This window comes from Actinoallomurus iriomotensis (assembly GCF_030269445.1).
GTDB lineage: Bacteria > Actinomycetota > Actinomycetes > Streptosporangiales > Streptosporangiaceae > Actinoallomurus > Actinoallomurus iriomotensis.
The window spans coordinates 115,384-137,438 of sequence record NZ_BSTJ01000003.1; the positions used below are offsets into that span (position 1 = coordinate 115,384).

The 22,055-nt window shown below is 71.6% G+C and carries 21 protein-coding genes; 13 read left to right on the plus strand and 8 right to left on the minus strand.

Annotated elements, in window-relative coordinates; all coding sequences use genetic code 11:
- Positions 1 to 17: 17 nt before the first annotated feature.
- Together QSK37_RS13540 and QSK37_RS13545 are read right to left on the minus strand one after the other, a co-directional pair.
- Positions 18 to 1,445: a purine-cytosine permease family protein gene (locus QSK37_RS13540; protein ID WP_285620264.1), complete on the minus strand. Its 1,428-nt coding sequence runs from the start codon at positions 1,443 to 1,445 to the stop codon at positions 18 to 20.
- A gap of 84 nt (positions 1,446 to 1,529) precedes the next feature.
- A complete protein-coding gene (locus QSK37_RS13545) occupies positions 1,530 to 2,444 on the minus strand; it encodes an oxidoreductase (RefSeq protein ID WP_285621987.1) in 915 nt (304 codons plus the stop codon).
- 230 nt (positions 2,445 to 2,674) lie between these two features.
- Here QSK37_RS13545 and QSK37_RS13550 point away from each other — a divergent pair, with 230 nt between their 5' ends.
- The 3 genes from QSK37_RS13550 to QSK37_RS13560 all read left to right on the plus strand — a co-directional run bounded on the left by QSK37_RS13550 (position 2,675) and on the right by QSK37_RS13560 (position 4,419).
- Positions 2,675 to 3,256 (plus strand): ArsR/SmtB family transcription factor, encoded by a 582-nt coding sequence (locus QSK37_RS13550; protein WP_285621990.1) that lies wholly within the window; start codon positions 2,675 to 2,677, stop codon positions 3,254 to 3,256.
- A gap of 44 nt (positions 3,257 to 3,300) precedes the next feature.
- Positions 3,301 to 3,795, plus strand: coding sequence for a pyridoxamine 5'-phosphate oxidase family protein (locus tag QSK37_RS13555; RefSeq protein WP_285620266.1), 495 nt, complete (start codon positions 3,301 to 3,303; stop codon positions 3,793 to 3,795).
- A gap of 90 nt (positions 3,796 to 3,885) precedes the next feature.
- Complete coding sequence (locus QSK37_RS13560) at positions 3,886 to 4,419, plus strand: YbhB/YbcL family Raf kinase inhibitor-like protein (RefSeq protein WP_285620268.1); 534 nt, start codon at positions 3,886 to 3,888, stop codon at positions 4,417 to 4,419.
- Positions 4,420 to 4,770: 351 nt separating this feature from the next.
- Here QSK37_RS13560 and QSK37_RS13565 read toward each other — a convergent pair whose 3' ends face one another.
- Positions 4,771 to 6,150, minus strand: a complete 1,380-nt coding sequence (locus QSK37_RS13565; RefSeq protein ID WP_285620270.1) for a KamA family radical SAM protein — start codon at positions 6,148 to 6,150, stop codon at positions 4,771 to 4,773.
- A 395-nt stretch (positions 6,151 to 6,545) separates the two neighbouring features.
- On the opposite strand from QSK37_RS13565, the gene QSK37_RS13570 reads away from it, so the two are divergent.
- From QSK37_RS13570 to QSK37_RS13615, 10 genes are all read left to right on the plus strand, one after another.
- Positions 6,546 to 7,664: a glycoside hydrolase family 18 protein gene (locus QSK37_RS13570; protein WP_285620272.1), complete on the plus strand. Its 1,119-nt coding sequence runs from the start codon at positions 6,546 to 6,548 to the stop codon at positions 7,662 to 7,664.
- A gap of 152 nt (positions 7,665 to 7,816) precedes the next feature.
- Positions 7,817 to 8,644 (plus strand): DUF998 domain-containing protein, encoded by an 828-nt coding sequence (locus QSK37_RS13575; RefSeq protein ID WP_285620274.1) that lies wholly within the window; start codon positions 7,817 to 7,819, stop codon positions 8,642 to 8,644.
- Positions 8,641 to 9,492: an alpha/beta fold hydrolase gene (locus tag QSK37_RS13580; RefSeq protein WP_285620276.1), complete on the plus strand. Its 852-nt coding sequence runs from the start codon at positions 8,641 to 8,643 to the stop codon at positions 9,490 to 9,492. Before QSK37_RS13575 ends, QSK37_RS13580 begins: the two co-directional genes overlap by 4 nt.
- Positions 9,489 to 9,866: a hypothetical protein gene (locus QSK37_RS13585; RefSeq protein WP_285568600.1), complete on the plus strand. Its 378-nt coding sequence runs from the start codon at positions 9,489 to 9,491 to the stop codon at positions 9,864 to 9,866. Before QSK37_RS13580 ends, QSK37_RS13585 begins: the two co-directional genes overlap by 4 nt.
- Before the next feature lie 64 nt (positions 9,867 to 9,930).
- Entirely contained in the window at positions 9,931 to 10,995 is a 1,065-nt protein-coding gene (gene plsX / locus QSK37_RS13590; RefSeq protein WP_285620278.1) for a phosphate acyltransferase PlsX, read from the plus strand.
- Between the two features lie 52 nt (positions 10,996 to 11,047).
- Positions 11,048 to 12,205 (plus strand): saccharopine dehydrogenase family protein, encoded by a 1,158-nt coding sequence (locus tag QSK37_RS13595; protein ID WP_285620280.1) that lies wholly within the window; start codon positions 11,048 to 11,050, stop codon positions 12,203 to 12,205.
- A gap of 48 nt (positions 12,206 to 12,253) precedes the next feature.
- Positions 12,254 to 12,394: a hypothetical protein gene (locus QSK37_RS13600; protein WP_285620282.1), complete on the plus strand. Its 141-nt coding sequence runs from the start codon at positions 12,254 to 12,256 to the stop codon at positions 12,392 to 12,394.
- A gap of 155 nt (positions 12,395 to 12,549) precedes the next feature.
- A complete protein-coding gene (argS, locus tag QSK37_RS13605) occupies positions 12,550 to 14,286 on the plus strand; it encodes an arginine--tRNA ligase (RefSeq protein ID WP_285620285.1) in 1,737 nt (578 codons plus the stop codon).
- Positions 14,287 to 14,402: 116 nt separating this feature from the next.
- On the plus strand, positions 14,403 to 15,980 hold the full coding sequence (locus QSK37_RS13610; protein WP_285620287.1) for a hypothetical protein: 1,578 nt from the start codon (positions 14,403 to 14,405) through the stop codon (positions 15,978 to 15,980).
- A gap of 51 nt (positions 15,981 to 16,031) precedes the next feature.
- Positions 16,032 to 17,501, plus strand: a complete 1,470-nt coding sequence (locus QSK37_RS13615) for a glutamate-cysteine ligase family protein (RefSeq protein ID WP_285620288.1) — start codon at positions 16,032 to 16,034, stop codon at positions 17,499 to 17,501.
- A gap of 4 nt (positions 17,502 to 17,505) precedes the next feature.
- On the opposite strand, the gene QSK37_RS13620 is transcribed toward QSK37_RS13615, so the two are convergent.
- The 5 genes from QSK37_RS13620 to deoC form a co-directional block, all read right to left on the minus strand.
- Positions 17,506 to 17,751: a DUF2630 family protein gene (locus QSK37_RS13620; RefSeq protein ID WP_285620290.1), complete on the minus strand. Its 246-nt coding sequence runs from the start codon at positions 17,749 to 17,751 to the stop codon at positions 17,506 to 17,508.
- 167 nt (positions 17,752 to 17,918) lie between these two features.
- A complete protein-coding gene (locus tag QSK37_RS13625) occupies positions 17,919 to 18,620 on the minus strand; it encodes a hypothetical protein (RefSeq protein WP_285620292.1) in 702 nt (233 codons plus the stop codon).
- Between the two features lie 74 nt (positions 18,621 to 18,694).
- The gene (locus QSK37_RS13630) at positions 18,695 to 19,549 is read right to left on the minus strand and encodes an aldehyde dehydrogenase family protein (protein WP_285620294.1); all 855 of its coding nucleotides are present in this window, start codon (positions 19,547 to 19,549) and stop codon (positions 18,695 to 18,697) included.
- Positions 19,550 to 19,613: 64 nt separating this feature from the next.
- Positions 19,614 to 21,029, minus strand: a complete 1,416-nt coding sequence (locus QSK37_RS13635; RefSeq protein ID WP_285620296.1) for an aldehyde dehydrogenase family protein — start codon at positions 21,027 to 21,029, stop codon at positions 19,614 to 19,616.
- Positions 21,030 to 21,032: 3 nt separating this feature from the next.
- Complete coding sequence (gene deoC / locus QSK37_RS13640; protein ID WP_285568585.1) at positions 21,033 to 21,992, minus strand: deoxyribose-phosphate aldolase; 960 nt, start codon at positions 21,990 to 21,992, stop codon at positions 21,033 to 21,035.
- Positions 21,993 to 22,055: the final 63 nt, after the last annotated feature.

A 22,055-nucleotide genomic window follows, 5' to 3' on the forward strand; every position in this document is an offset into this window, starting at 1 on the left:
GCCGCCGCTCGGCCCGGTCAGGTCTCCGCCCCGCGCGGGCTCGCGTCGGCGACCCGGCGGGCCACCGGGGCCATCCACACGTAGTACAGGGCCGAGGCGACGATCAGGCCGATGATCCAGGAGATGTCGGCGCCGCCGAGGTGCTTCACGAACGGCCCGGTGAAGAACGTCGAACTGACGAATGGGACCTCGACCAGGACGCCGATCACGTACGCACCGATGGTGCGCCAGTTGAACCCGCCGTACACGCCGTCGGGCCGGAAGATCGCGTCGATGTCGTACCGCTCCTTGCGGACGAAGTAGAAGTCGATCAGGTTGATCGCCGTCCACGGGATGAGGAAGTACGCCAGGAACAGGATGAAGTTCTCGAAGTTGTGCAGGAAGTCCGCGCTCGCGGCCAGCGCGACGACCGTGCCCACGACGGCGGCGAGCAGCACGAAGACCAGCCGCACGCCGGCGTTCATCCGCATCGGGCGCAGCGCGGTCAGCGTGGTGGTCGCCGACATGAACATGCCGTAGAGGTTCAGCACGTTCACCGCGACGATGCCGAGCACGATGATCAGTGAGAACGCCCAGTGCGGCTCGGCGAGGCCGACGACGAACGACACGGAGCCGCCCTCGAAGGACTTGGCCGCCACCGCGGCGCAGACGCTGCCGAACGCCATCATCCAGACGGTGCCGAGCACGCTCCCGCCGTAGGTCCACCAGAACGCCGCCCGGACCGACGTGTCCTCCGGCAGGTAACGGGAGTAGTCGGCGACGTACGGCGCGTAGGTGATCTGCCAGGTCGCGGCGATCGCCACCACGAGCAGGAACGTGCCCGCGCCGACGTGCCCGGAGTGCCAGACCCGGCCCACGTGGTGCCCGGTCAGCAGGTGGTACGTCAGGTAGAGGAAGCCCACCGCGGCGATGAGGCTGACCCACTGCTCGTACTGGTGGATCAGCCGGTACCCGTAGGCGGCGAGCACCGTGCACACCGCCGACACGACGATCGTGGCGGGCGTCCGGCCGATCCCCCACCAGTCGGCCAGCGCCGCGCCGCCCAGCACCGCGCTGGTGGCGAAGAAGCCGACGTACATGAGGACGACGAGCAGCAGCGGCAGGATCGCCCCGTAGAACCCGAACTGCGCGCGGCTCTGGATCATCTGCGGGATGCCGAGCTTCGGGCCCTGGGCGGAGTGAAGGGCCATGAAGATCGCGCCGAGCAGGTTGCCGACGACCAGGGCGACGAGCGCCCAGGGCAGCGGGAGGCCGAGCACCACGCCGAGCGCTCCCGTCACCGCGGTGGTGACCTGCATGTTCGCGCCGAACCACACGGTGAACAGCCTCCACACCGACCCATGCCGCTCTTCGGGCGGCACGAAGTCGATCGACCGCTGCTCGACCCCGAGGGCCGCACCCTGTCCGGCACTCTGGGTACCGCCGCCGACCTGCTGTTTCGTCATGCGCGCACTCTCACGCTCGCATCGGGCGTCCCGCAAGAGTCGTTCCCGGCGAAATGTCTGAGATGCGAGACAACGGCGTTCCGCTCACACCTCGCGCCGGTGGAAGGCGTCCAGGAGGTGCAGTTCCTCCTCGGAGAGGCGCAGCGCGCCCGCGGCCACGTTGGCGGCCAGGTGCTCGCGGTCGCCGGTGCCGGGGATGACCAGCACGTGCGGTCCGCGGTGCAGCGCCCACGCCACCCGCACCTGCGCCGCGCTCACCCCGTGCGCCCGCGCGACGGCGAGCACCTCGTCGGCGTCGGTCCCGCGCACGCCCGCCTGCCCTCCAGTGCCGGCGATCGCGTAGAACGGCACGAAGGCGACGCCCTGCTCCTCGCAGACGCGAACGAACTCGTCCTGTTCGGGGCGCACGCCGACGCCGTACATGTTCTGCACGCAGACCACCGGCGCGATGGCCCGGGCCTCGGCGAGGTGGTGCGGCCGGACGTTCGACAGGCCCAGGTGGCGGATGAGCCCGGCCTCCCGGAGCTCTGCCAGTGCGCCGAAGCGCTCGGCGATCGAGCCGGTCCCGAGGATGCGCAGGTTGACCAGGTCGAGGTGGTCGCGGCCGAGCTGGCGCAGGTTCTCCTCGACCTGGCCGCGCAGCCGCGCGGGGCCGGCGTGGGGCAGCCAGGCGCCCGAAGGGTCGCGGCCCGGCCCCACCTTGGTGGCGATCACCAGGTCGTCCGGGTAGGGGGCCAGCGCCCGGTTGATCAGCTCGTTGGCGGAGCGCAGCGAGGAGAAGTAGAACGCGGCGGTGTCGATGTGGTTCACCCCGAGTTCGACGGCGCGGCGCAGGACCCCGATCGCCTCATCGCGGTCGCGGGGCGCGGCGTCGGCCGCGAACGCCTCTCCGGTCTGGGGCAGCCGCATCGCGCCGAATCCGATCCGGTTGACCCGCAGGTCGCCGAGGGCCCAGGTCCCCGCGGCCGCGGCTGGCGAGCGCGGGCCTGGACCGGGGATGGCTCGCCGAGCTGATCCCGCCGCGCGGGTACGTTCCCGACTTCATCAACCCGGCGCCGGCCGGGCCGGCCCCCACCCTGGCGGACGAGCTAGCCCGGATCCAGACCGCTCCGGCCGCCCGCGTACGCGACGACCTGGACCGGCTGGGGCGCGAGCAAGGCCGTCTCGGTCCCCGGCTGAGCCGGCTGTACGCCGACCCGCCGGCCCAGCTGCCCCGGGTCGCCGAGGAGATCGAGGCCTACTGGGAGCTGGCGCTGGCCCCGTACTGGTCCCGGATCCGTTCGGTGCTCGACGCGGACGTCTTCCACCGCGCCCGCCAGGTCGCCGAGCACGGCGCGGGTCACCTCCTGGCCCATCTGCACCCCTCGGTGAGCTGGACAGAAGACGCGCTGCGGCTGGCCCGCCGGCAGCGGCCCCTGTCCCGGACCGCGGCGGGCCCGGGGCTGCTGCTGATCCCGTCGGTCTTCACCGGACCCGACCTGTTCACCCGCGTGGCGCCGCCGGATCCGCCGCAGCTGGCCTATCCCGCGCGCGGCACCGGCACGCTGTGGCGGCCGCGGCCCGTGACCGGGACCGCCGCTCTCGCCGCCGTACTCGGCCGGTCGCGGACCCTCCTGCTGACGGAGCTGGAGGCCCCGGCCTCCACGACGGAGCTCGCCCGGCGTACGGGCCTGTCGCCCGCCGGGGTCTCCCGGTGCCTCACGGCACTGCGCGACGCGGGCCTGGTCAGCGCCCACCGCGCCGGGCACTCGGTGCTGTACGCCCGCACCGCCGCCGCCGAGTCCCTCCTCGCGGCGCCCGGCGAGCAGTGAGCCGCCGCCCGAAAGTGTCGGTGGCCGGGCGTACGGTGCGCGGCATGACGACATGGGCGGAGTTCGAGGCGAAGGCACCGGAGCTCGCGGCGCTGGGCGAGGCCCGGTTCCGGGCCGGCGGGCTGGCGCTCGTCGGCACGTTGCGGGCGAACGGCTGGCCGCGCATCACCCCGGTCGAGCCCAGGTTCGTCGACGGCGAGTTGCAGCTCGGCATGATGTGGCAGTCGTTGAAGGCCCTTGACCTGCTCCGCGACCCGCGGTGCACCGTGCACAGCGCCACCTCCGACAAGGACGGCACCGAGGGCGACTTCAAGCTGTACGGCACGGCCGAGCACGTGACCGATCCCACACGCCGCGAGCGGCACTGCCAGGTGACGGAGCAGGAGATCGGCTGGCGGCCGGCCGACGACGAGTTCCACGTCTTCTCGATCCACGTGGAAGAGGTCGCGTACGCCCTCTTCGGCGGCGATGAGGACGACCCGAAGATCTATTCCTGGCGTCCGGGGGGCGACCTTCGACGGCTGCACGTACGGTCCTGATAGGACTGAGGTGAGCGTCCGGCCGACCGGGTCACCCGGCCCGCGTGCAGGGGGCCGGACGCGTACCAACCGCGATCCCAGGAGGTTGCCATGGTCGGCAGGCCGCCCCTTCCGCACGACTTTCTCCCCCCGGTCGAGTCCTTCTCGGTGACCAGCGACGACGTCGCGGACGGCGAGCGTCTGTCCAACGCCCAGGTCTTCAACGACTGGGGCTTCAGCGGCGACAACATCTCGCCGCACCTGAGCTGGTCGGGTTTCCCGGCCGAGACCAAGAGCTTCGCCGTCACCTGCTTCGACCCCGACGCGCCGACGGGCAGCGGCTTCTGGCACTGGGTCCTGTTCGACATCCCGGCGTCGGTGACCGAGCTCCCGGCCGGCGCGGGCGGCGGCGACTTCAAGGGCCTGCCGCAGGGCGCCGTGCACGCGCGCAACGACTACGGCAACAAGGAGTTCGGCGGCGCGGCTCCGCCTCCGGGCGCCCCGCACCGCTACGTCTTCACGGTGCACGCCCTGGACACCGAGTCCCTGGGGCTCCCCGCCGACACCGCCCCGGCGGTGGTGGGCTTCAACATCACCGCCCACAGCCTGGCCCGCGCCCAGGTCGTCCCGGAGTACGAGAGCTGACCCACGGGCGGTGTGGGCGGGCGCGCCCACACCGCCGTACAAGCCCGGACAGGCTCTGTCGGAGGGCACCGGCCCCGGAAAGGTTTCCGGGGCCGTACCTGTTCGGCACGGCCCCGAAACCAAGCCCCGGCGGCGCACCCCCCGGGACCCATGTGACCCGCACGACCGGGTCCCCAGCCCCGTTGGTCACCTCCGGACCCCCGGAGACGCCGGCCGTCGTCACATCTGGACCTGGGCCGCCGTTCACACACCGGCCCAGGCCATCTCATGATGGACGGCGGCGCCATCGTTCCGCTTCGCTTCCGCTATCGGTCGGGGCTCCCGATCCGATGCCGCGTGCGGTGAGACCGGTCAGATCGACGGACCGGTCGCTGCCACATCGTGTGCGCTGGTGTCTCCACCTGGGACGATTCCCTCGAACGGGAACCGCTCGGCGCCGAACGCCGGCCTGAGGTCCGTCAGCCACTTGGCCGCGGGATCGTACTTGGCGAAGAACGGCTTGTTGACGAACTCCGGGTCGCGGCACTGGATGAAGTGCAGCAGGAACAGCTTCTCTCCGCCGACCTCGACGACGCCGTCGACGCAGACCTTGCCCGGAGTGGCGGACATGGACGGGCCTCGGACCGTACGGCAGAGGCCGGAGACGTTCTTGTAGGCGTCACGGAACACCTCGTAGGCGCGCTCGAGCGTCACCGCGAAGTAGTCCTGCGGGCCCGTGTCCCGTTCGATGAACATGTAGTACGGCACCATGCCCATCCGGAGCTGGCGCCGCCACATGCTCTCCCAGAGCTCGGGCGAGTCGTTGATCGTACGGATCAGTGGCGCCTGCGTGCGGATGACGGCCCCGGTGTCGCGGATCCGGCGGACCGCCTCGGAGACCATCGCCGGCTCCAGCTCCCGCGGGTGCGTGAAGTGGGCCATGAACGCCAGGTTCTTGCCGGCGTTGCTCACCTGCTCGAACAGGCGGAGCGTGTCGTCGGCGTCGGGGTCGGTCACCCAGCGTTGCGGCCAGTACGCCAGGGCCTTGGTGCCGATGCGGATCGACTCGATCTGCTCGACCTCGAGAAGAGGCTCGATGTAGCGGCGCAGCACCGGCTCGCCCATGATCATCGGGTCGCCGCCGGTGAACAGGATGCTGGTGACCTCTGGGTGGCTCCCCAGGTACCGCTTGAGCCGGTCGATGTCGTCGGCCGCCATCTTCAGGTCCGGCTCGCCGACGAACTGGGCCCAGCGGAAGCAGTACGTGCAGTACGCGTGACACGTCTGGCCCTGCTTGGGGAAGAACAGCACCGTCTCGTTGTACTTGTGCTGCACACCCGGCATCGGCTCTTCGTTGAAGCTCGGGATGTTGAGCTGCAGCTGGCCCGCGGGATGGGGGTTGAGCTTCATCCGCACCTGGTGGGCCAGCGCGTCGATCTCCGCCTTGGGCGCGTCCCGCCGGATGAGGTCGGACAACCGCGTGACGTCCTCGGCGGGGAGCATGTCCTCTTGGGGGAAGACGAGCCGATAGATCGGATCGTCCGGTGCAGCGGACCAGTCGATCAGCTCGTCGAGGACGTAGCTGTTGGTGCGGAACGGCAGAACCGTCGCGACCGCCCTGGTGCCCAGGCGCTGCTCGGCGGTCAACCCGGCGCGGGCGGTGAGCTCATCCAGGTGTTTCGCCGTGTAGGCGCGGAATCGGCGGCCGGTGGTTCGCACAGCGGCCGGCGCCGCGTCATTGACCAAGGTCACGTGTTGTTACTCCTTTGGCATCGAGGGAAAGCGTGCGATGCGCCACATCCGCCCAGGTGGGCGTGCGGGCGCTCGCCGGCAGGTTGTTTCATCTCCTTCGAAATCGATCGACTACGGCGCCGCAGGTCGCAACGCCGCCACGCTCCCCGCCCCATTGAACCCTGAATCTCCCGTTTCTTACGAATCTGGTACCCGTACAGGTGCTTATCGATACGCGAACACAGGGGCCACTGAATCTCTCAACGTCACAATCGACTCAAAAGTGTCAGCTCGACACGCACTGCCGGGCTCGATCCGGGTCAGCGGTCTGCGACATACTGTGTAACCCCAGTCCCGCTACGCCACGAAAGTCACTGTGCTCCCGCTCCGACACCACCGCCCCACGGGGGGCGACCGTGGGTAGACACCGCAAGAGGCAACGCCGGCACCGCCGCCGGGCGAGGATCGCGCTGGTCGCGGCCGGTCTGCTGATCCCGCTGACCGGCGGCGCCGTGGTGTTCGCGGCCACCGACGACTCCGGCACGACCGCGGCCCAGGCGCCGAGGACGAGCGACGGAGCGGTCCGCCGGGCGTACACCCACGGCTCATCGCACCCGCGCTCGACCGCCGGGGCATCGTCCACGCCGACGCCCGCCCGCACGCCGGCCGCGTCGGCGGCGCCGTCCCCGCCCGCGGGGCCGCGGATCGGTTTCGCCCCGTACGCCGACGTGCTGTCCTGGCCGCCGCCGGACCTGTCCAAGACCCACGCGAAGGCCTACACGATGGGGTTCGTCTCGGCCGGCGGCGGATGTTCGGCCGCCTGGGGCGGGCTGTCGGCGGTCGACGCCGCGTTCGCGGTGCACCGGATCAAGGACGTTCCGGGGAAGGTCATCCTGTCCTTCGGCGGTCCGCACGGCACCGAGCTCGCACAGAGCTGCGAGAGCGTGGACGCCCTGGTCAAGCAGTACCGCAAGGCGATGGACGCCACCGACCCGGCGGGGCTCGACTTCTACCTCACCGACGGCACGCTGTCCGACACCCTGTCCGTGCAGCGCCGCGTGCAGGCGCTCGCCCGGATCCAGCGCGACGACCTGCCGCTGTCGATCACGCTCCCGCTGCACCGGTCCGGACTGTCGGCGACCGCGCTCTCCGCGCTGCGCTCGGCCGTCGCGGGCGGCGTACGCGTCTCGGTCGTCAACCTCGTCCCGGCGGACGGCGCGGGCCAGTCGATCACCGCCTCCGCCACCACCGCCCACGGCCAGCTGGCGCGGCTCTACCACCTGGGCGACGCGCAGACGTGGCAGCGCATGGGCGTGACGCCGATCATCGGCGTCGCGGGCGTGGACGCGCAGTTCCGGCCGGCCGACGCCGGGCAGCTGTTCGCCTGGGCCACCGACCACGCCCTCGGGCGACTCTCGATGTGGACGGTCACCCGCGACAACCCGTGCACCGCCGACACGAGCGTCTCCCGCGACACGTGCAGCGGCCTGGACGAGGACGCCGGGGTCTTCACCAAGATCTTCGAAGGCTTCTGACACCCGGACCGGGCGGTCCTTGACCCCCGGATGGCGGGCGGCAGGGAGTCCGCTGGTTCTACCCGCGTCTGGGCAGGTCACAGGGCTGGCCGGTCGTTCGGCTCCGGTCCTGAGTCCTTATGCTTGGACTCTGGGCGGGGGGAGCCTAAGCCGTGACTGTGAGCTCGTACGGGGGTTCACGCGAGCCGGGCATGGTGCCGGTGTTCGCGTGGCTGCTTGCCGCCATCGCCGGGATCACGTACGCGTCGTGGGTTCTGCAGTTCCTCCTCAACCCCGGGCTCGACCCGGTCAACGGCTACGTCAGTGAGCTGTCCGCCAGCGACCAGCCCTACCACTTCCTGTTCTCCGCCGGTGACTTCGTCTCCGGCCTGCTGACGATCATCGTGGTGGTGGCCGTGCTGCGGGCGGTGCGGCCCCGCGGCTATGCCATGGCCGGCTGGCTGGCGCTGTTCCTGTTCGGCGTCTTCTCGATCGCCGACTCGCTGTTCGCGATGGACTGCGCGCCCAACTCCGACACGACGTGCGCGCTGCGGGAGCGGGCCGGGAAGGTCTCCTTCGCCCACCAGTTCCACAGCGTGACCAGCGTGTGCGTCGTGACGGCCGGCATCGTCAGCCTCGTCGCCCTCACCATCGCCTCCCGCCGTCACCGCCGCTGGCCCGTGATCGCCCGCTGGAGCTGGCTGTTGCTGGTCGTGGAGACCGTGACGGCCGTGGCCACGCTGCCGCTGATGTACTTCGGCGTCCTCCTCGGCGTGATCGAGCGGGTACAGGTCGCGATGATCTCGGTCTGGCTGTTCGTGATCGCCGCCCAGCTCCACGCCGACCGCCGCCGCGCCCCCGTTCCCGCACCGACGGCTCGGGACCGGCCGCCGGGCGGCGCCGCCCCCGTACGCGAAAGGCCGGAGTCCGCCCGGCGGCCCGTACGCGGGCGCCGTCACCGGCCCGACGACGGCGCCTGGGAGAGGACCGCGCGCACGTGAACGGACCGCTGCCCGGCGAGCTCCTCCTGGTCGGCGACGACCGCCTGCACGTGGTCGAGGAGGGCACCGGTACGCCGCCCGTGCTGCTGACCTCCGGGCTCGGCGGCGCCTGGTTCGACTGGAACCCGGTCGCCGAGCTGCTGCGCGAACGGCACCGCGTCATCGCCTTCGACCGTCCCGGTCTGGGCGGCAGCCCGCCCTCCGGTCACCGGCCGGCCGGGCTGTGCGCCGAGGCGGACCGTCTCGCCGGGCTCGCCCGCCGTACCGGTGAGGCGGTGATCGTGGTGGCGCACTCGCTCGCGGGCTTCCACGCGGAGGCATTCGCACGCCGGTACCCCGAGCTGGTCGAGGGCCTGGTGCTGGTCGACCCGAGCGTCGAGCAGGACAGGCCGCCGCACGCGTGGCGGCTCAGCCGGCTCGCGCCCGCCGCCGGGCTCGCCGGGCGCGCGATCGGCATGACCGGCCTGGCCCGGTTCGCCGGCCCGCTCATCCGCGGTGTGGTCATGCGGCGGATCACCGAACGCGGCGACGTCGCGCCGCCGGAGTTCTCCCGCGCCGTCTACGGGCGGGCGCACGTGCTCGGCACGCTCCTCGCCGAGAACGCCGCGTACCGCCAGCTCGCCGCCGACCTGCTCACGCTCCGCGAGTCGGCCCCGTTTCCCGAGGTCCCGCTGTGTGTGATCACGGCGCTCGGCGACGTACGCGGGGACGGCCGCGAGTGGCGGCGGGCCCACGCCGACATCGCCGCGCTCAGCCCGTACGGGCGGCAGATCATCCTCCCCCGCACCGGGCATCTGGTGCAGATCGACCGGCCCGAGGTCATCGCCGAGGCGGTGGACCGGCTGTGAAGGGACTTCTGGCGTTCGCGGTGGCCCTCCTGCTGGTCCTCCTCGCCCTCGCGAGCTGCACCGATCCGGCGCGGAAGGTCTCGGAGAGCTCGCTGCGCAACGCCACCGCCCGCGGCGCGACGGAGGAGATGCACGGCCTGGGCTACGAGATCAAGAAGGGCATGCGCTGCCGGACGCTGTCGGCCGACACGATGTCCGTCGTGCGGGTGCAGTGCGTGGGACGCACGACGCGAGACGAGCCCGTACGGGTGGACGCGGTCGCCTCCGACGCCGCGTCCGCGCACCCCCGCCAGGAGTTCGTGATCAAGGTCGGCGGCCGGGAGGTCGTCCGTACCCCGTGCCTCGGCCAGGGCTGCCAGGACCGTGACCGGTGAACCGGCGCGCCGGGGGGCACGATAACTTTCGCGCATGCAGCGCCGAGCCACCGGACCCAGCCGCATGACAGAGACGGCCGGGATCCTGGGCGGCACCGACAGCGAGCGCATCGTGGTGGACGCGATGGGCGGTGACCACGCGCCCGGCGAAGTGGTGGCGGGCACGATCATCGCCGCGCGCGAGCACGGCGTACGGCCCATCCTCGTCGGCCAGGCCGCCCGAATCCGGCAGATCCTCGCCGCGCACGACGCGCTCGGGGAGATCCCGATCGTCAACGCCGAGGACGTCGTCGCGATGGACGAGGGCGCGCTGGCGGGCCTGCGGCGGCCGCGGTCGTCGGTGGCGGTGGCCTGCCGGCTGATCCGGCGGGGGTACGCGTCCGCGCTGGTGTCGGCCGGGTCGACCGGCGGTGTCGTCGCGACGTCCCGGCTGCGGCTGCGCGGCCAGCCCGGCGTGGCCCGTCCCGCGATCGCCGTGGTCCTGCCGACCCGGCCGCGGCCGACCGTGTTCCTCGACGCCGGCGCCACCGCCGACGCCAAACCCGAGATGCTCGTGCAGTTCGCCATGCTCGGCACGGCGTACGCCCGGGTCCGGCTGGGCGTCGAGGCGCCGCGCGTCGGGCTCCTGACCATCGGCGAGGAGGCGGGCAAGGGCGACAAGCTGACCCGGCGGGCGTACGAGCTGCTCGCCGGTGACGTGGAGGGCGTGGACTTCGCCGGGAACGTCGAGGGCTCCGACCTGCTGACCGGCAAGGTGGACGTCGTGGTGACCGACGGGTTCACCGGCAACGTCGCGCTCAAGACGATCGAGGGCGCCGTACGCCTCGCCGTCGCGGAGATGCGGCAGGCCCTCACCGCCAGCCGCACCGCGAAGCTCGGCGCGCTGCTGCAACGACGGCGCCTGCGGCACCTGCGGCATCGCCTGGACTCCGAGACGTACGGCGGCGGGGTGCTGCTGGGGCTGAACGGCACGGTCGTGATCGCGCACGGGTCCTCGCACGCCCCCGGCGTGGCGGCGGCGTGCGTGCTCGCCCGCGATCTGGCCCAGAGCCGCATCGTGGAGCAGATCGGCGAGCGCATCGCCGCGAACCGCCCGCACCGGCTGCCCCGCCGGGAGGAATCCCGCTGACCCGCCGCCGCTCCTCGTGGTTAACTCACCGGTAACCACCGGGAGGTCTTTGATGGAGCGGTCGTACGACGTGGTGCTGATGGGCGGAACCGGGTTCACCGGAGGGCTCACCGCCGACTACCTGGCCTCGCGTCTACCGGCGGACGCCCGGTGGGCGCTGGCCGGACGGAACCTGTCGCGGCTGGAGGCGCTGCGCGACCGGCTCGGCGTGGACGTGCCGCTGCTGCGGGCCGACGCGACCGACCCGGACTCCCTGCGCGAACTCGCCGCCTCGTCGCGCGTCGTCCTCAGCACGGTCGGCCCGTACCTCGATCACGGCGAGCCGCTCGTCGCCGCCTGCGCCGAGGCCGGCACCGACTACGCCGACCTGACCGGCGAGCCGGAGTTCGTCGACCAGATGTACCTGAAGTACCACGCCCGGGCGACGGAGACGGGCGCGCGGCTCGTGCACTGCGCCGGGTTCGACTCGATCCCGCACGACCTGGGCGTCTACTTCACGGTCCGGCAGCTTCCGGCGGGCGTGCCGCTGCGCGTGAGCGGCTACGTGCGGGTGAACGGCAGGATCTCCGGCGGCACGTACCAGTCGGTGATCACCGTGGCGTCGCGCGCCCGGCAGATGGCCGAGGCCCACCGGCGGCGCCTCCGGGCCGAGCCGTCGCAGGAGGCGCGCCGGATACGCGCCCTGCCGGGCCGTCCGCACCACAACGCCGGCCTGGGCGCGTGGGCCATGCCGTTGCCCACGATCGACCCCGACGTCGTACGGCGCTCCGCGGCGGCCCTGGATTCGTACGGCCCGGACTTCTCCTATAGCCACTTCGTCGCGCTGAAGCGGCTGCCGAGCGCGGCGGCCCTGATGGCGGGCGCCGCGGGCCTGCTGACCGCGGCCCGGATCCCCCCGGTGCGTGAGTGGCTGCGGGGCCGCCTGAGTTCCGGCGAGGGCCCGTCGGAGGCCCGGCGGGCGAAGAGCTGGTTCGACGTCCACTTCGCGGGCGAGGGCGGCGGGCGAAAGGTCGTCACGCGGGTACGGGGCGGCGACCCGGGCTACGGGGAGACCGCGAAGATGCTCGCCGAGACCGGCATGGCACTGGCCTACGACGACCTGCCGAAGACCGCGGGCCAGGTCACGACGGCCGAGGCGATGGGCGACGCCCTGCTCGACCGCCTCCAGAAGGCGGGCATCACCTTCACCGTCGTGGGCCGCCGCGAATAGTTCTGTCGGAGGGTCCGCGTACAGTCCGTAGCCACCCGGAAGCTGTACGTGAGACAGGAGACCCTCGAAGAGATCCACGAGTCGGGCTATCTCCAGGCGACACCGATCCCGGTCGGCGGCGCGCTGTCCCTCCCCGCGCCTTTCGAGATCACCCTCGACACGACGACGATGCCGAGGCGAAAACACTAGGCGTCTCCGGCCATCCGGAACGCAGGCCACGGGCACAGTCCTCCGGGGCGTCCGGCGGGTCGGCGGATATTCGGTCGGGCCGGCGCGGTTCCGCCGATAGGCTTTGAGAAACTTCGCAGCGTGAGCTGCCGTACGCCTGTCTCCTGAGGATCTCCATGTCCGACCCGCAAAAAGTTCTCACCGCTCGCGTCCAGGCCGCCCTCGGGCACGCCTTCGGGGAGCCCGACGCGGATCCGGCGATCCGGCCGTCGCAGTTCGCCGACTTCCAGGCCAACGTCGCTCTCGCGCTGGCCAAGAAGCTGGGCCGCAAACCTCGCGACATCGCGGCCGAGCTGGTCGAACGCCTCGACGTCGCCGACATGTGCGAGAAGGTGGAGATCAGCGGGCCCGGGTTCGTCAACCTGACGCTGCGGAACGAATGGATCGCCGGCCGGGCGCAGCTGATGCACGGCGACGAGCGGCTGTCCGTCGAGCCCACCGCGACGCCCCAGACGACGATCGTGGAGTACTCCTCGCCCAACGTCGCCAAGGAGATGCACGTCGGTCACCTGCGCACCACGATCGTCGGTGACGCGATCGCGCGGGTCCTGGAGTTCCTCGGTCACAACGTCGTCCGGGACAACCACCTCGGTGACTGGGGCACGCAGTACGGCATGCTCATCGAGCACCTGCTCGACGTCGGCGAGGACTCCGACGAGGGCATGCTGCTCGAGACCGACCCGAACGCCTTCTACCAGTCGGCGCGGGCCCGGTACGACACCGAGGAGGAGTTCGCGGTACGGGCGCGGCGGCGGCTGGTGAGGCTGCAGGCCGGCGACCCCGAGACGATGCGGCACTGGCAGCGGCTCGTCGACCTGTCCAAGGTCTACCTCCACACGGTCTACGGGCGGCTCGGCGTCACACTCACCGACGACGACATCCGCGGCGAGAGCTTCTACAACGACATGCTCGCCGACACCGCCGACGAGCTGGCCGCGGACGGCATCGCGACGATCAGCGACGGCGCGCTGTGCGTGTTCCCGCCCGGGTTCACCGGACGGGACGGCGGGCCGCTGCCGGTGATCATCCGCAAGAGCGACGGCGGCTACAACTACTCCACCTCCGACCTGGCGACGATCCGCTACCGCGTGGACAAGCTGACCGTCGACCGGATGATCTACGTGGTCGGGTCCCAGCAGTCCCTGCACTTCCAGATGCTGTTCGCGGTGGCGCGGATGGCGGGCTGGCTGCCCGACGGCGTACGGGCCGAGCATGCCCAGATCGGCAACGTCCTCGGCTCCGACGGCAAGATCTTCCGGACTCGGAGCGGCAAGTCGATCAAGCTGACCGAGCTGCTCGACGAGGCCGTCGAGCGGGCCGGGGCGGCGTTCGACGACGTGCCGCACGAGGAGCCGTTCGACGAGGTCGCCCGGCGCGAGGTGGTCGAGGCGGTCGGCATCGGCGCGGTCAAGTACGCCGACCTGTCCGTGGCGCGCGACAGCGAGTACGTCTTCGACTTCGACCGGATGATCTCCTTCCGGGGCAACACCGGGCCGTACCTGCAGTACGCCACCGCGCGGATCCGGTCGATCTTCCGCAAGGGCGGGCTCGCGCCGGAGGACGCCATCGGCCCGATCGCGATCGGCCATGACGCCGAGCGGGCGCTCGCCCTGCACCTCCTGGGCTTCGGCTCCGCGCTGGAGACGGCCGGGGAGGCCGCCGAGCCGCACCGGCTGTGCGCCTACCTGTTCGACCTCGCCTCGGCCTACACCACCTTCTACGAGAACTGCCCGGTGCTGAAGGCCCCCGACGAGGACACCCGCGCGTCGCGGCTGGCGCTGTGCGCCCTGACCCTGCGCACACTGTCGAAGGGCCTCGAACTCCTGGGCGTTACCACTCCGGAACGCATGTAGCCCCCACTGCGTCGCATAAACCGGGACGATATGCGGCGAGGAGGGCACGTGCGCGAGCGGAGCGGCCAGACCGGCAGCCACAGCGACTCGTTCACCGGCCCGGTGGAGGAGGGGTTGTGAGCGACGACTGGTGGAGCGACGCCGGTTACGACGCCGGTTACTGGGAGAACAGGGCGACCGACCGGCGGCAGGACCGCCAGATCGAGAAGCTTCAGGGCGAGGTCCAGGCCGCCTACAGCTACGCCGCGTCCCGGTCGCGGGCGTTGCAGTCGCGGCTGTCGGAGGTCCAGGGCACGCTCGAACGCCGGCTCGGCCGGCTGGCCAAGTCCTTCGACGCGTTCGTGGAGCTGTCGGACGTCCGGCTGGAGCTGGCGATGTTCGACCGGGAGTCGGCGGTACGGCACCGCACGCGCCGGCTGCTCACCGGCCTGACCCAGGGCGCCGGCGACCCGCCGCCGCTCGACCTGGATGAGTGTCCCGGCTACTGGCTGAGGCCGGCGGCCGACGGCCTGGCCGCCCTCGTGCGCGGCGACGACGAGGCGGCGGAGAAGTTCACCGCCGAGGCGATCGCCCTCGACGAGGACCGCACGACGCTGTTCCTCACGCTCGGCCTGGCGACGGCCGGCCGGTACGTCGACGCGGTGCCCTGGCTGTCGCGGTCACTGCCGTCTCTCGGCACGACGGTGACCGCGGTGCAGCGGCAGCTGTGGATCGCCTGCGCCGACGGCGCGTTCGGCGCGCCGGGCGCCGCCCACATCGAGCGGCGGCTCACCGAGGTGATCGACGAGATGCCCGGTGAGGCCGCCGAGCAGGAGCGGGAGCGCTGGCGTCAGGCGGTCACCGGCAAGCCCGACGGCCGCCGGGGCCGGGCGAAACTGCCGCGTGAGCTGCAGAACGTGCCGGGCCTGACCGAGCCGCCGGTCGTCGCCGAGAGCCTCGCGGGCCTGCGCAGAAAGGTGGAGGAGGCGCTCCAGCCGGTCGACGTGGAGCCGGCCGCCGACTTCGTGGGCCTGCTGATCACCCTGGTGGACGAGGGCGCGCCGGACGAGCGCGAGTTGATGGCCCGTGCCCGCGAGCTGCGCGACATCATCGAGACGGGCGCCGGGCAGCGGCCGCCGGCCTGGGACGCCCCCGCCGGTGAGACGCTCGAACTCCTACGCGGCGACCTGTTCTCCCGGTCGGCGCCGGGCCCGCGCGCGCTCGCGGTCAGGGTGGGCTCGCGCTGGCTGCGCGCGATCGCCGAGGGTCTGGCCGAGCGCGCGTCCGCGGCGCCGCCGGACGCGGTGGACGTACGCGTGTACGGCCATCCCCTCCGGGTCGGGCTGGACGGCACGCCCGCGCTGCCCGAGGCCCAGGCCACGATCGACGAGGCCGCCACGGTCAGCCCCACGGGTGAGCGGCTCGGCATGGCAGTGGCGATCGCCGGGGTCCTGGTGCTGGCGCTCACGATCGCGGCCGGGATCCCGGCGCTGGCCGTGGTGTCGGCCGCGATGATCCTCGTCGGCGCCGGAATCTGGATCAAGCTGCGAGCCGATCGGTCGCGGGCCCGTAAGGAGGCGGAGCACAACAAGGAAAGGCTCGCCCGGCAGGCCGAAACCATTACCGGCGCGCTGAAGAACTGCCACACCGTTCACAAGAATCTCGCGAAAACCGTGGAGGCGGATCGCCAGGCGATCGTCACCGTCTTGACCTAGGAGATTTACGGGTATTCGTGCCACTGTGAGAGCAACATCCCGGAGGCACGTATGGGCAGGGACGTAGCGGCGATCACGGTCTCCACCGAAGACCGGCGGCGTTATCGCGAAAAAGTGCAGCGCTGCCTGGAGGCGTTCGCGGCGATGCTGAGAGACTCCCGGTTCGCGCCCGAACCACCCAGTATGGGAATGGAGATCGAACTCGCGCTCGTGGATGACGGAGGACGGCCGGCGATGCGGAACGCGGCCGTCCTCGACGCGATCGCCGACGATCAGTGGTCGACCGAGCTCGCCCAGTGCGACATCGAGGTGAACCTCCCGCCGTTCCCGCTGGCCGCCAAGTCGCTGGGCGCGCTGGAGCAGAGCGTGCGCGACACGCTGAACGACGCCGACGTCCGCGCCCGGCAGCAGGGCGCCCGGCTCATGCTGGTCGGCATCCTGCCGACCCTGCGGGAGACCGACCTCACCGAGGAGACCCTGTCCGCCAACCCCCGTTACCGGCTGCTGAACGAGCAGATCATCACCGCTCGCGGCGGCGAGGCCCTGCGCCTGGACATCGACGGCCGCGAACGGCTCCGTACCCTCGCCGACAGCATCTCGCCCGAGGCGGCGTGCACGAGTGTGCAGTATCACCTGCAGGTGACCCCCGAGGACTTCGGGGCGTTCTGGAACGCCTCGCAGATGATCGCCGGGGTCCAGGCCGCCCTCGCCGCGAACTCACCGTTCCTGTTCGGCCGTGAGCTGTGGGCCGAGACCCGGATCCCGCTGTTCGAGCAGGCCACCGACACCCGTGCCAAGGAGCTCAGAGAGCAGGGCGTACGGCCGCGCGTGTGGTTCGGCGAACGCTGGATCACCTCGGTCCTGGACCTGTTCGAGGAGAACAGCCGTTACTTCTCTCCCCTGCTGCCCGTCTGCGACGACGGCGACCCCCTGGACGAACTGGCCCGCGGCGACGCCCCGGGCCTGAACGAGCTCACCCTCCACAACGGCACCATCTACCGCTGGAACCGCCCCGTCTACGACATCGCCCAGGGCCGCCCGCACCTGCGGGTGGAGAACCGCGTGCTGCCCGCCGGGCCCACCGTCGCCGACACCATGGCGAACGGCGCCTTCTACTACGGTCTCATCCGGGCCCTGGCCGACGAGGAACGCCCGCCTTGGAACCGCATGCCGTTCGCCGCCGCGGCCGGCAACCTGCGCCGCGGCGCGCGGTACGGAATGGACGCCATGGTGGTGTGGCCCGGCGTCGGCGAGGTGCGGGTGACGGACCTGGTGCTGCGCGTGCTGCTGCCGAAGGCCGCCGCCGGTCTCGAGCGCTGGGGCGTCGACGGAGTCGTACGGGACCGGCTGCTCGGCATCATCGAACAGCGCTGCCTGGCCGGCCGCAACGGCGCGACCTGGCAGGCGGGCACGGTGCGCGCGATCGGCGGGGACCGCCAGGAGGCGCTGCGCCGGATGGTGCGGCTCTACCTCGAGCACATGCACACCAACGCCCCGGTCCACACCTGGCCGATCGGCTGAAGGCCTACTGGAGGTAGCCCTCGACCTCACCCGCCGGCCGGGACGAGGCGTCGTCCGGGTTCTCGCCCGCGTCGCGCCGGGCCCGCCGCTGGCGCAGGAGATCCCAGCACTGGTCGAGGGCCTCCTCCAGGCTCCGCAGCCGCTGGTGCTCCTCCTCGGCGGCCAGGTCGCCCTTCTGCAGGCGTTCGCGGAGCGTGTGCTCCTCGTCCACCAGGCCGTGGATCCGGCCGAGAATCTCGCTGTCCTGCATCTTCAGATCACCTCAAGACGACAGTCTGACAGCTGCCGCGCCCGCGGCGCACACCGCCGGTGGGCATGCGCCACCCGCACCGCGGCCTGACTGCGGCCGCGGCCTCTCTGACCACCGGCCGGACCGGGTCCCGTGCGCAGCGGACCCGGCCGGTCAAGGACCGGGCCTTACAGCGGGCTGCGGCTGCCGACCAGACCGTTGAGGAACCCGCCCGTGCTCTCCGGCTGCGGCCGGGAGGCGGACGCCGGTTCCTCCTTAGGCATGGCCTCCTTCGCCTTGCCGGCCGCCTTCTTGGCGGTCGACCTGGCCTTGGTCGTGGCCTTCTTCGCGGTGGCCTTCACCCCGGACGGCTTCTTCGCCGCCGCCGTGGTCCGCTTCGCCGTCGTCCCCGCCTTGGCGGTGGTCTTCTTCGCCGCGGTGGTGGTCTTGCGGGCCGTGGTGGCCCGCCCACCCGCGGCCGGCTTCGCGGCGCCGGCCGGCGGTTTGACGGCCGAGAAGGTCTTGGCCGCGTTGGTGAGCGCCTCGGCGGCGGTCATGAGCGCCTTGGTCGCGGTGTTCATCGTCTTCATGGCGGTGTTCATCGCCTGCGCCGAGGACGTCGCCTTGCTCGCCGCGTCGGTCATCTTCGTCGCCGCCGACGAGACCTTGGTCGCCGCGGACGACACTCGTGTCGCGGCGGCCGCAGGAGTGACGGACGACTTCGCGGCCGACGTGGACCGCGCCTTCGTCGACTTGGCGGCCGGCTTGGACGCGGTCTTGCGCGCCGTGCTGCCGGTCGTCTTCTTGGCGGCGGCCGTGGTCTTCTTCGCACCGCCGGACTTCGTGCGGCTCGTGCTCGCCGTTGAACGGCGGGCGGACGAACGCGTCATCGTATTAGTGGGCACTGATCCATCCCCCCGTGTCGATCAGCTTCGGGGGGATCTATTCCACAATTGGCGAAGATCTACACGCCTACCGGGTGCCAGACGGTCTTTGTTTCCAGGAATGTGGTCATCCGGACAGTGCCCGGATCCGCCGTCCAGTCGTTTCCGGCGGGCCGCAGGACGCGCTTGAGGTTCTCCGCGGCGGCCTTCTCGCACTCGGCGGCGAGCTCCTCGCCGGCGCCGGTGAGGTCGAGCCCGTTCACGTCCATGTGCGAGGCCAGCCACGGCGCCAGCTCGGCGCGGTGCCCGGTGAGGATGTTGATGACGCCGCCCGGCACGTCGGAGGTGGCGAGCACCTCGCCGAGGGTGACGGCGGGCAGCGGCGCGGGCTCGGCGGCCACGACCACGGCGGTGTTGCCCGCTACGACCACCGGCGCGAGCACCGACACGAGGCCGAGCAGCGGGCCGTCCGGCGCGACGATGCCGACGACGCCGGTCGGCTCGGGCGTGGAGAAGTTGAAGAACGGGCCGGACACCGGGTTGGCCGCGCCGGTGACCTGCGCGATCTTGTCCGCCCACCCGGCGTACCAGACCCAGCGGTCGACGGCCGCGTCCACCTCGGCGCGCGCCGCGTTCTTGGCCAGGCCGGTGGCGCGCAGCTCCTCGGTGAACTGGTCGCGGCGCCCCTCGAGCATCTCGGCGACCCGGTAGAGGATCTGCCCGCGGTTGTACGCGGTGCGGGCCGCCCAGCCCGCCTGGGCCTTGCGGGCGGCCACCACCGCGTCGCGTACGTCCTTGCGGGAGGCGCGTGAGGCGTTGGCGAGGAAGTTGCCCTTGGCGTCGTTCACGGCGTACGACCTACCGGACTCCGATCGGGGAAAGGCTCCGCCCACGTACAGCTTGTACGTCTTGCGCACACTCAACCGGTCGGTCATGAGCCCTCCTTCGTCGGGTTGGTGACCGGGGGGCCGTGCTTGTCGGTTCGCTCGCTCCGCTCGCTCACTGCAGGTACGCCTCCAGTCCGTGACGTCCGCCCTCACGGCCGAAGCCGGACTCCTTGTATCCCCCGAACGGCGAGGCCGGGTCGAACTTGTTGAAGGTGTTGGCCCACACGACCCCGGCGCGCAGCCGCTCGGCCATCCACAGGATCCGGGACCCCTTCTCGGTCCACACGCCCGCCGACAGCCCGTACGGGGTGTTGTTGGCCTTCTCCACGGCCTCCTGCGGCGTGCGGAAGGTCAGCACCGACAGCACCGGACCGAAGATCTCCTCGCGGGCGATGCGGTGCGACTGGGCGACGCCGGTGAAGACCGTCGGCGCGAACCAGAAGCCGCGGTCGGGCAGCTCGCAGGGCGGCGACCAGCGGGTCGCGCCCTCCTTCTCCCCCACCTCCGACAGCATCCGGATCTTCTCCAGCTGCGCGGCGGAGTTGATCGCGCCGACGTCGGTGTTCTTGTCGAGCGGGTCGCCGACCCGCAGCGTCGCCATGCGGGTCTTGAGCCGGTCGAGGAGCTCATCGGCCACCGACTCCTGCACCAGGAGCCGCGAACCCGCGCAGCAGACGTGGCCCTGATTGAAGAAGATGCCGTTGACGATGCCCTCGACGGCCTGGTCGAGCGGGGCGTCGTCGAAGATCACGTTGGCGGCCTTGCCGCCGAGCTCCAGCGTGAGCCGCCTGCCGGTGCCGGCGACGGCGCGGGCGATCTGGCGGCCCACCTCGGTCGAGCCGGTGAAGGCGACCTTGTCGATGCCGTCGTGCTCGACGAGGGCCCGTCCGGTCTCCCCCGCGCCGGTGACGATGTTCACCACGCCGGGCGGCAGGTCGGCCTGGCGGCAGATCTCGGCGAACGCCAGCGCGGTCAGCGGCGTCGTCTCGGCGGGCTTGAGGACCACGGTGTTGCCGCAGGCCAGTGCGGGCGCGATCTTCCAGGCCAGCATGAGCAGCGGGAAGTTCCAGGGAATGACCTGCCCGGCCACGCCCAGCGGGCGGGGGTCGCGGACGGCGTACTCCAGCTTGTCCGCCCAGCCCGCGTAGTAGAAGAAGTGCGCGGCCACGAGCGGGACGTCGACGTCGCGCGACTCGCGGATCGGCTTGCCGTTGTCGATCGACTCCAGCACGGCCAGCTCGCGGGAGCGTTCTTGGATGATCCGGGCGATGCGGAACAGGTACTTGGCCCGCTCGGCCGCCGGGAGCCGGGACCAGACGCCGTCGTAGGCCCTGCGGGCGGCGGCGACGGCGCGGTCGACGTCGGCGGCGTTCGCCTCGGCGATCTCGGCGAGGACCTCCTCGCTCGCCGGGTTCACCGTCTTGAACGACGTGTCCGCGTCGACGAACTCACCGTCGATGAACAGGCCGTACGAGGGTTTGATGTCGACGATGTCGCGCGACTCGGGCGCGGGCGCGTACTCGAACATCTGCTAGTCCAGGGTGAAGTAGTCGGGACCCGCGTACACGCCGGTCGTGAGCTTGCGGCGCTGCATGAGCAGGTCGTTGAGGAGCGAGGAGGCGCCGATGCGGAACCACTCGGGCGTCAGCCAGTCCGGCCCGGCCGTCTCGTTGACCAGCACCAGGTGCTTGATCGCGTCTTTGGTCGTGCGGATGCCGCCGGCCGGCTTGACCCCGACCTGGCGGCCCGTACGCGCGCGGTAGTCGCGTACGGCCTCGAGCATGACCAGGGTGACCGGCAGCGTGGCCGCCGGGCTCACCTTGCCGGTGGAGGTCTTGATGAAGTCGGCGCCGGCCATCATGGCCAGCCAGGACGCCCGGCGGACGTTGTCGTAGGTGACCAGCTCGCCGGTCTCCAGGATCACCTTCAGGTGCGCCTCGCCGCACTCGGCCTTGATCGCGACGATCTCGTCGTGGACCTTCGCGTAGTCGCCGGCGAGGAACGCGCCCCGGTCGATCACCATGTCGATCTCGCTCGCGCCGTCCTCGACCGCCCGGCGGGTGTCGGCGAGCTTGGCGTCCAGGGGCGCCCGTCCGGAGGGGAAGGCGGTGGCGACGCTCGCCACGCCGATGCCGCTGCCCGCCAGGGCGCGTACGGCCTCGGCCACCAGATCGGAGTAGACGCAGATCGCGGCCACCCTGGGCACGCTCGCGTCGCTCGGATCGGGGTGCATGCCCTTCGCGCACAGCGCGCGGACCTTGCCCGGCGTGTCGGCGCCCTCGAGCGTCGTCAGGTCGACCATGGAGATGGCGAGGTCGATCGCCTCCGCCTTGGCCGACTTCTTGATCGACCGGGTCGCGAGGCGCGCGGCACGCTCCTCGGCGCCCACCTGGTCGACGCCCGGCAGCCCGTGCAGGAACCGGCGCAGCTCGGCAGTGCCGGTGACAAGGCCCGGCAGAGTCTCCGTTGACACGCACACAGCATCGCCCATGGGACCCTCGGGCACAAAACGGGTCCGGCACGAACGCACCGGACCCGTTTTGGCAGGTTGTGT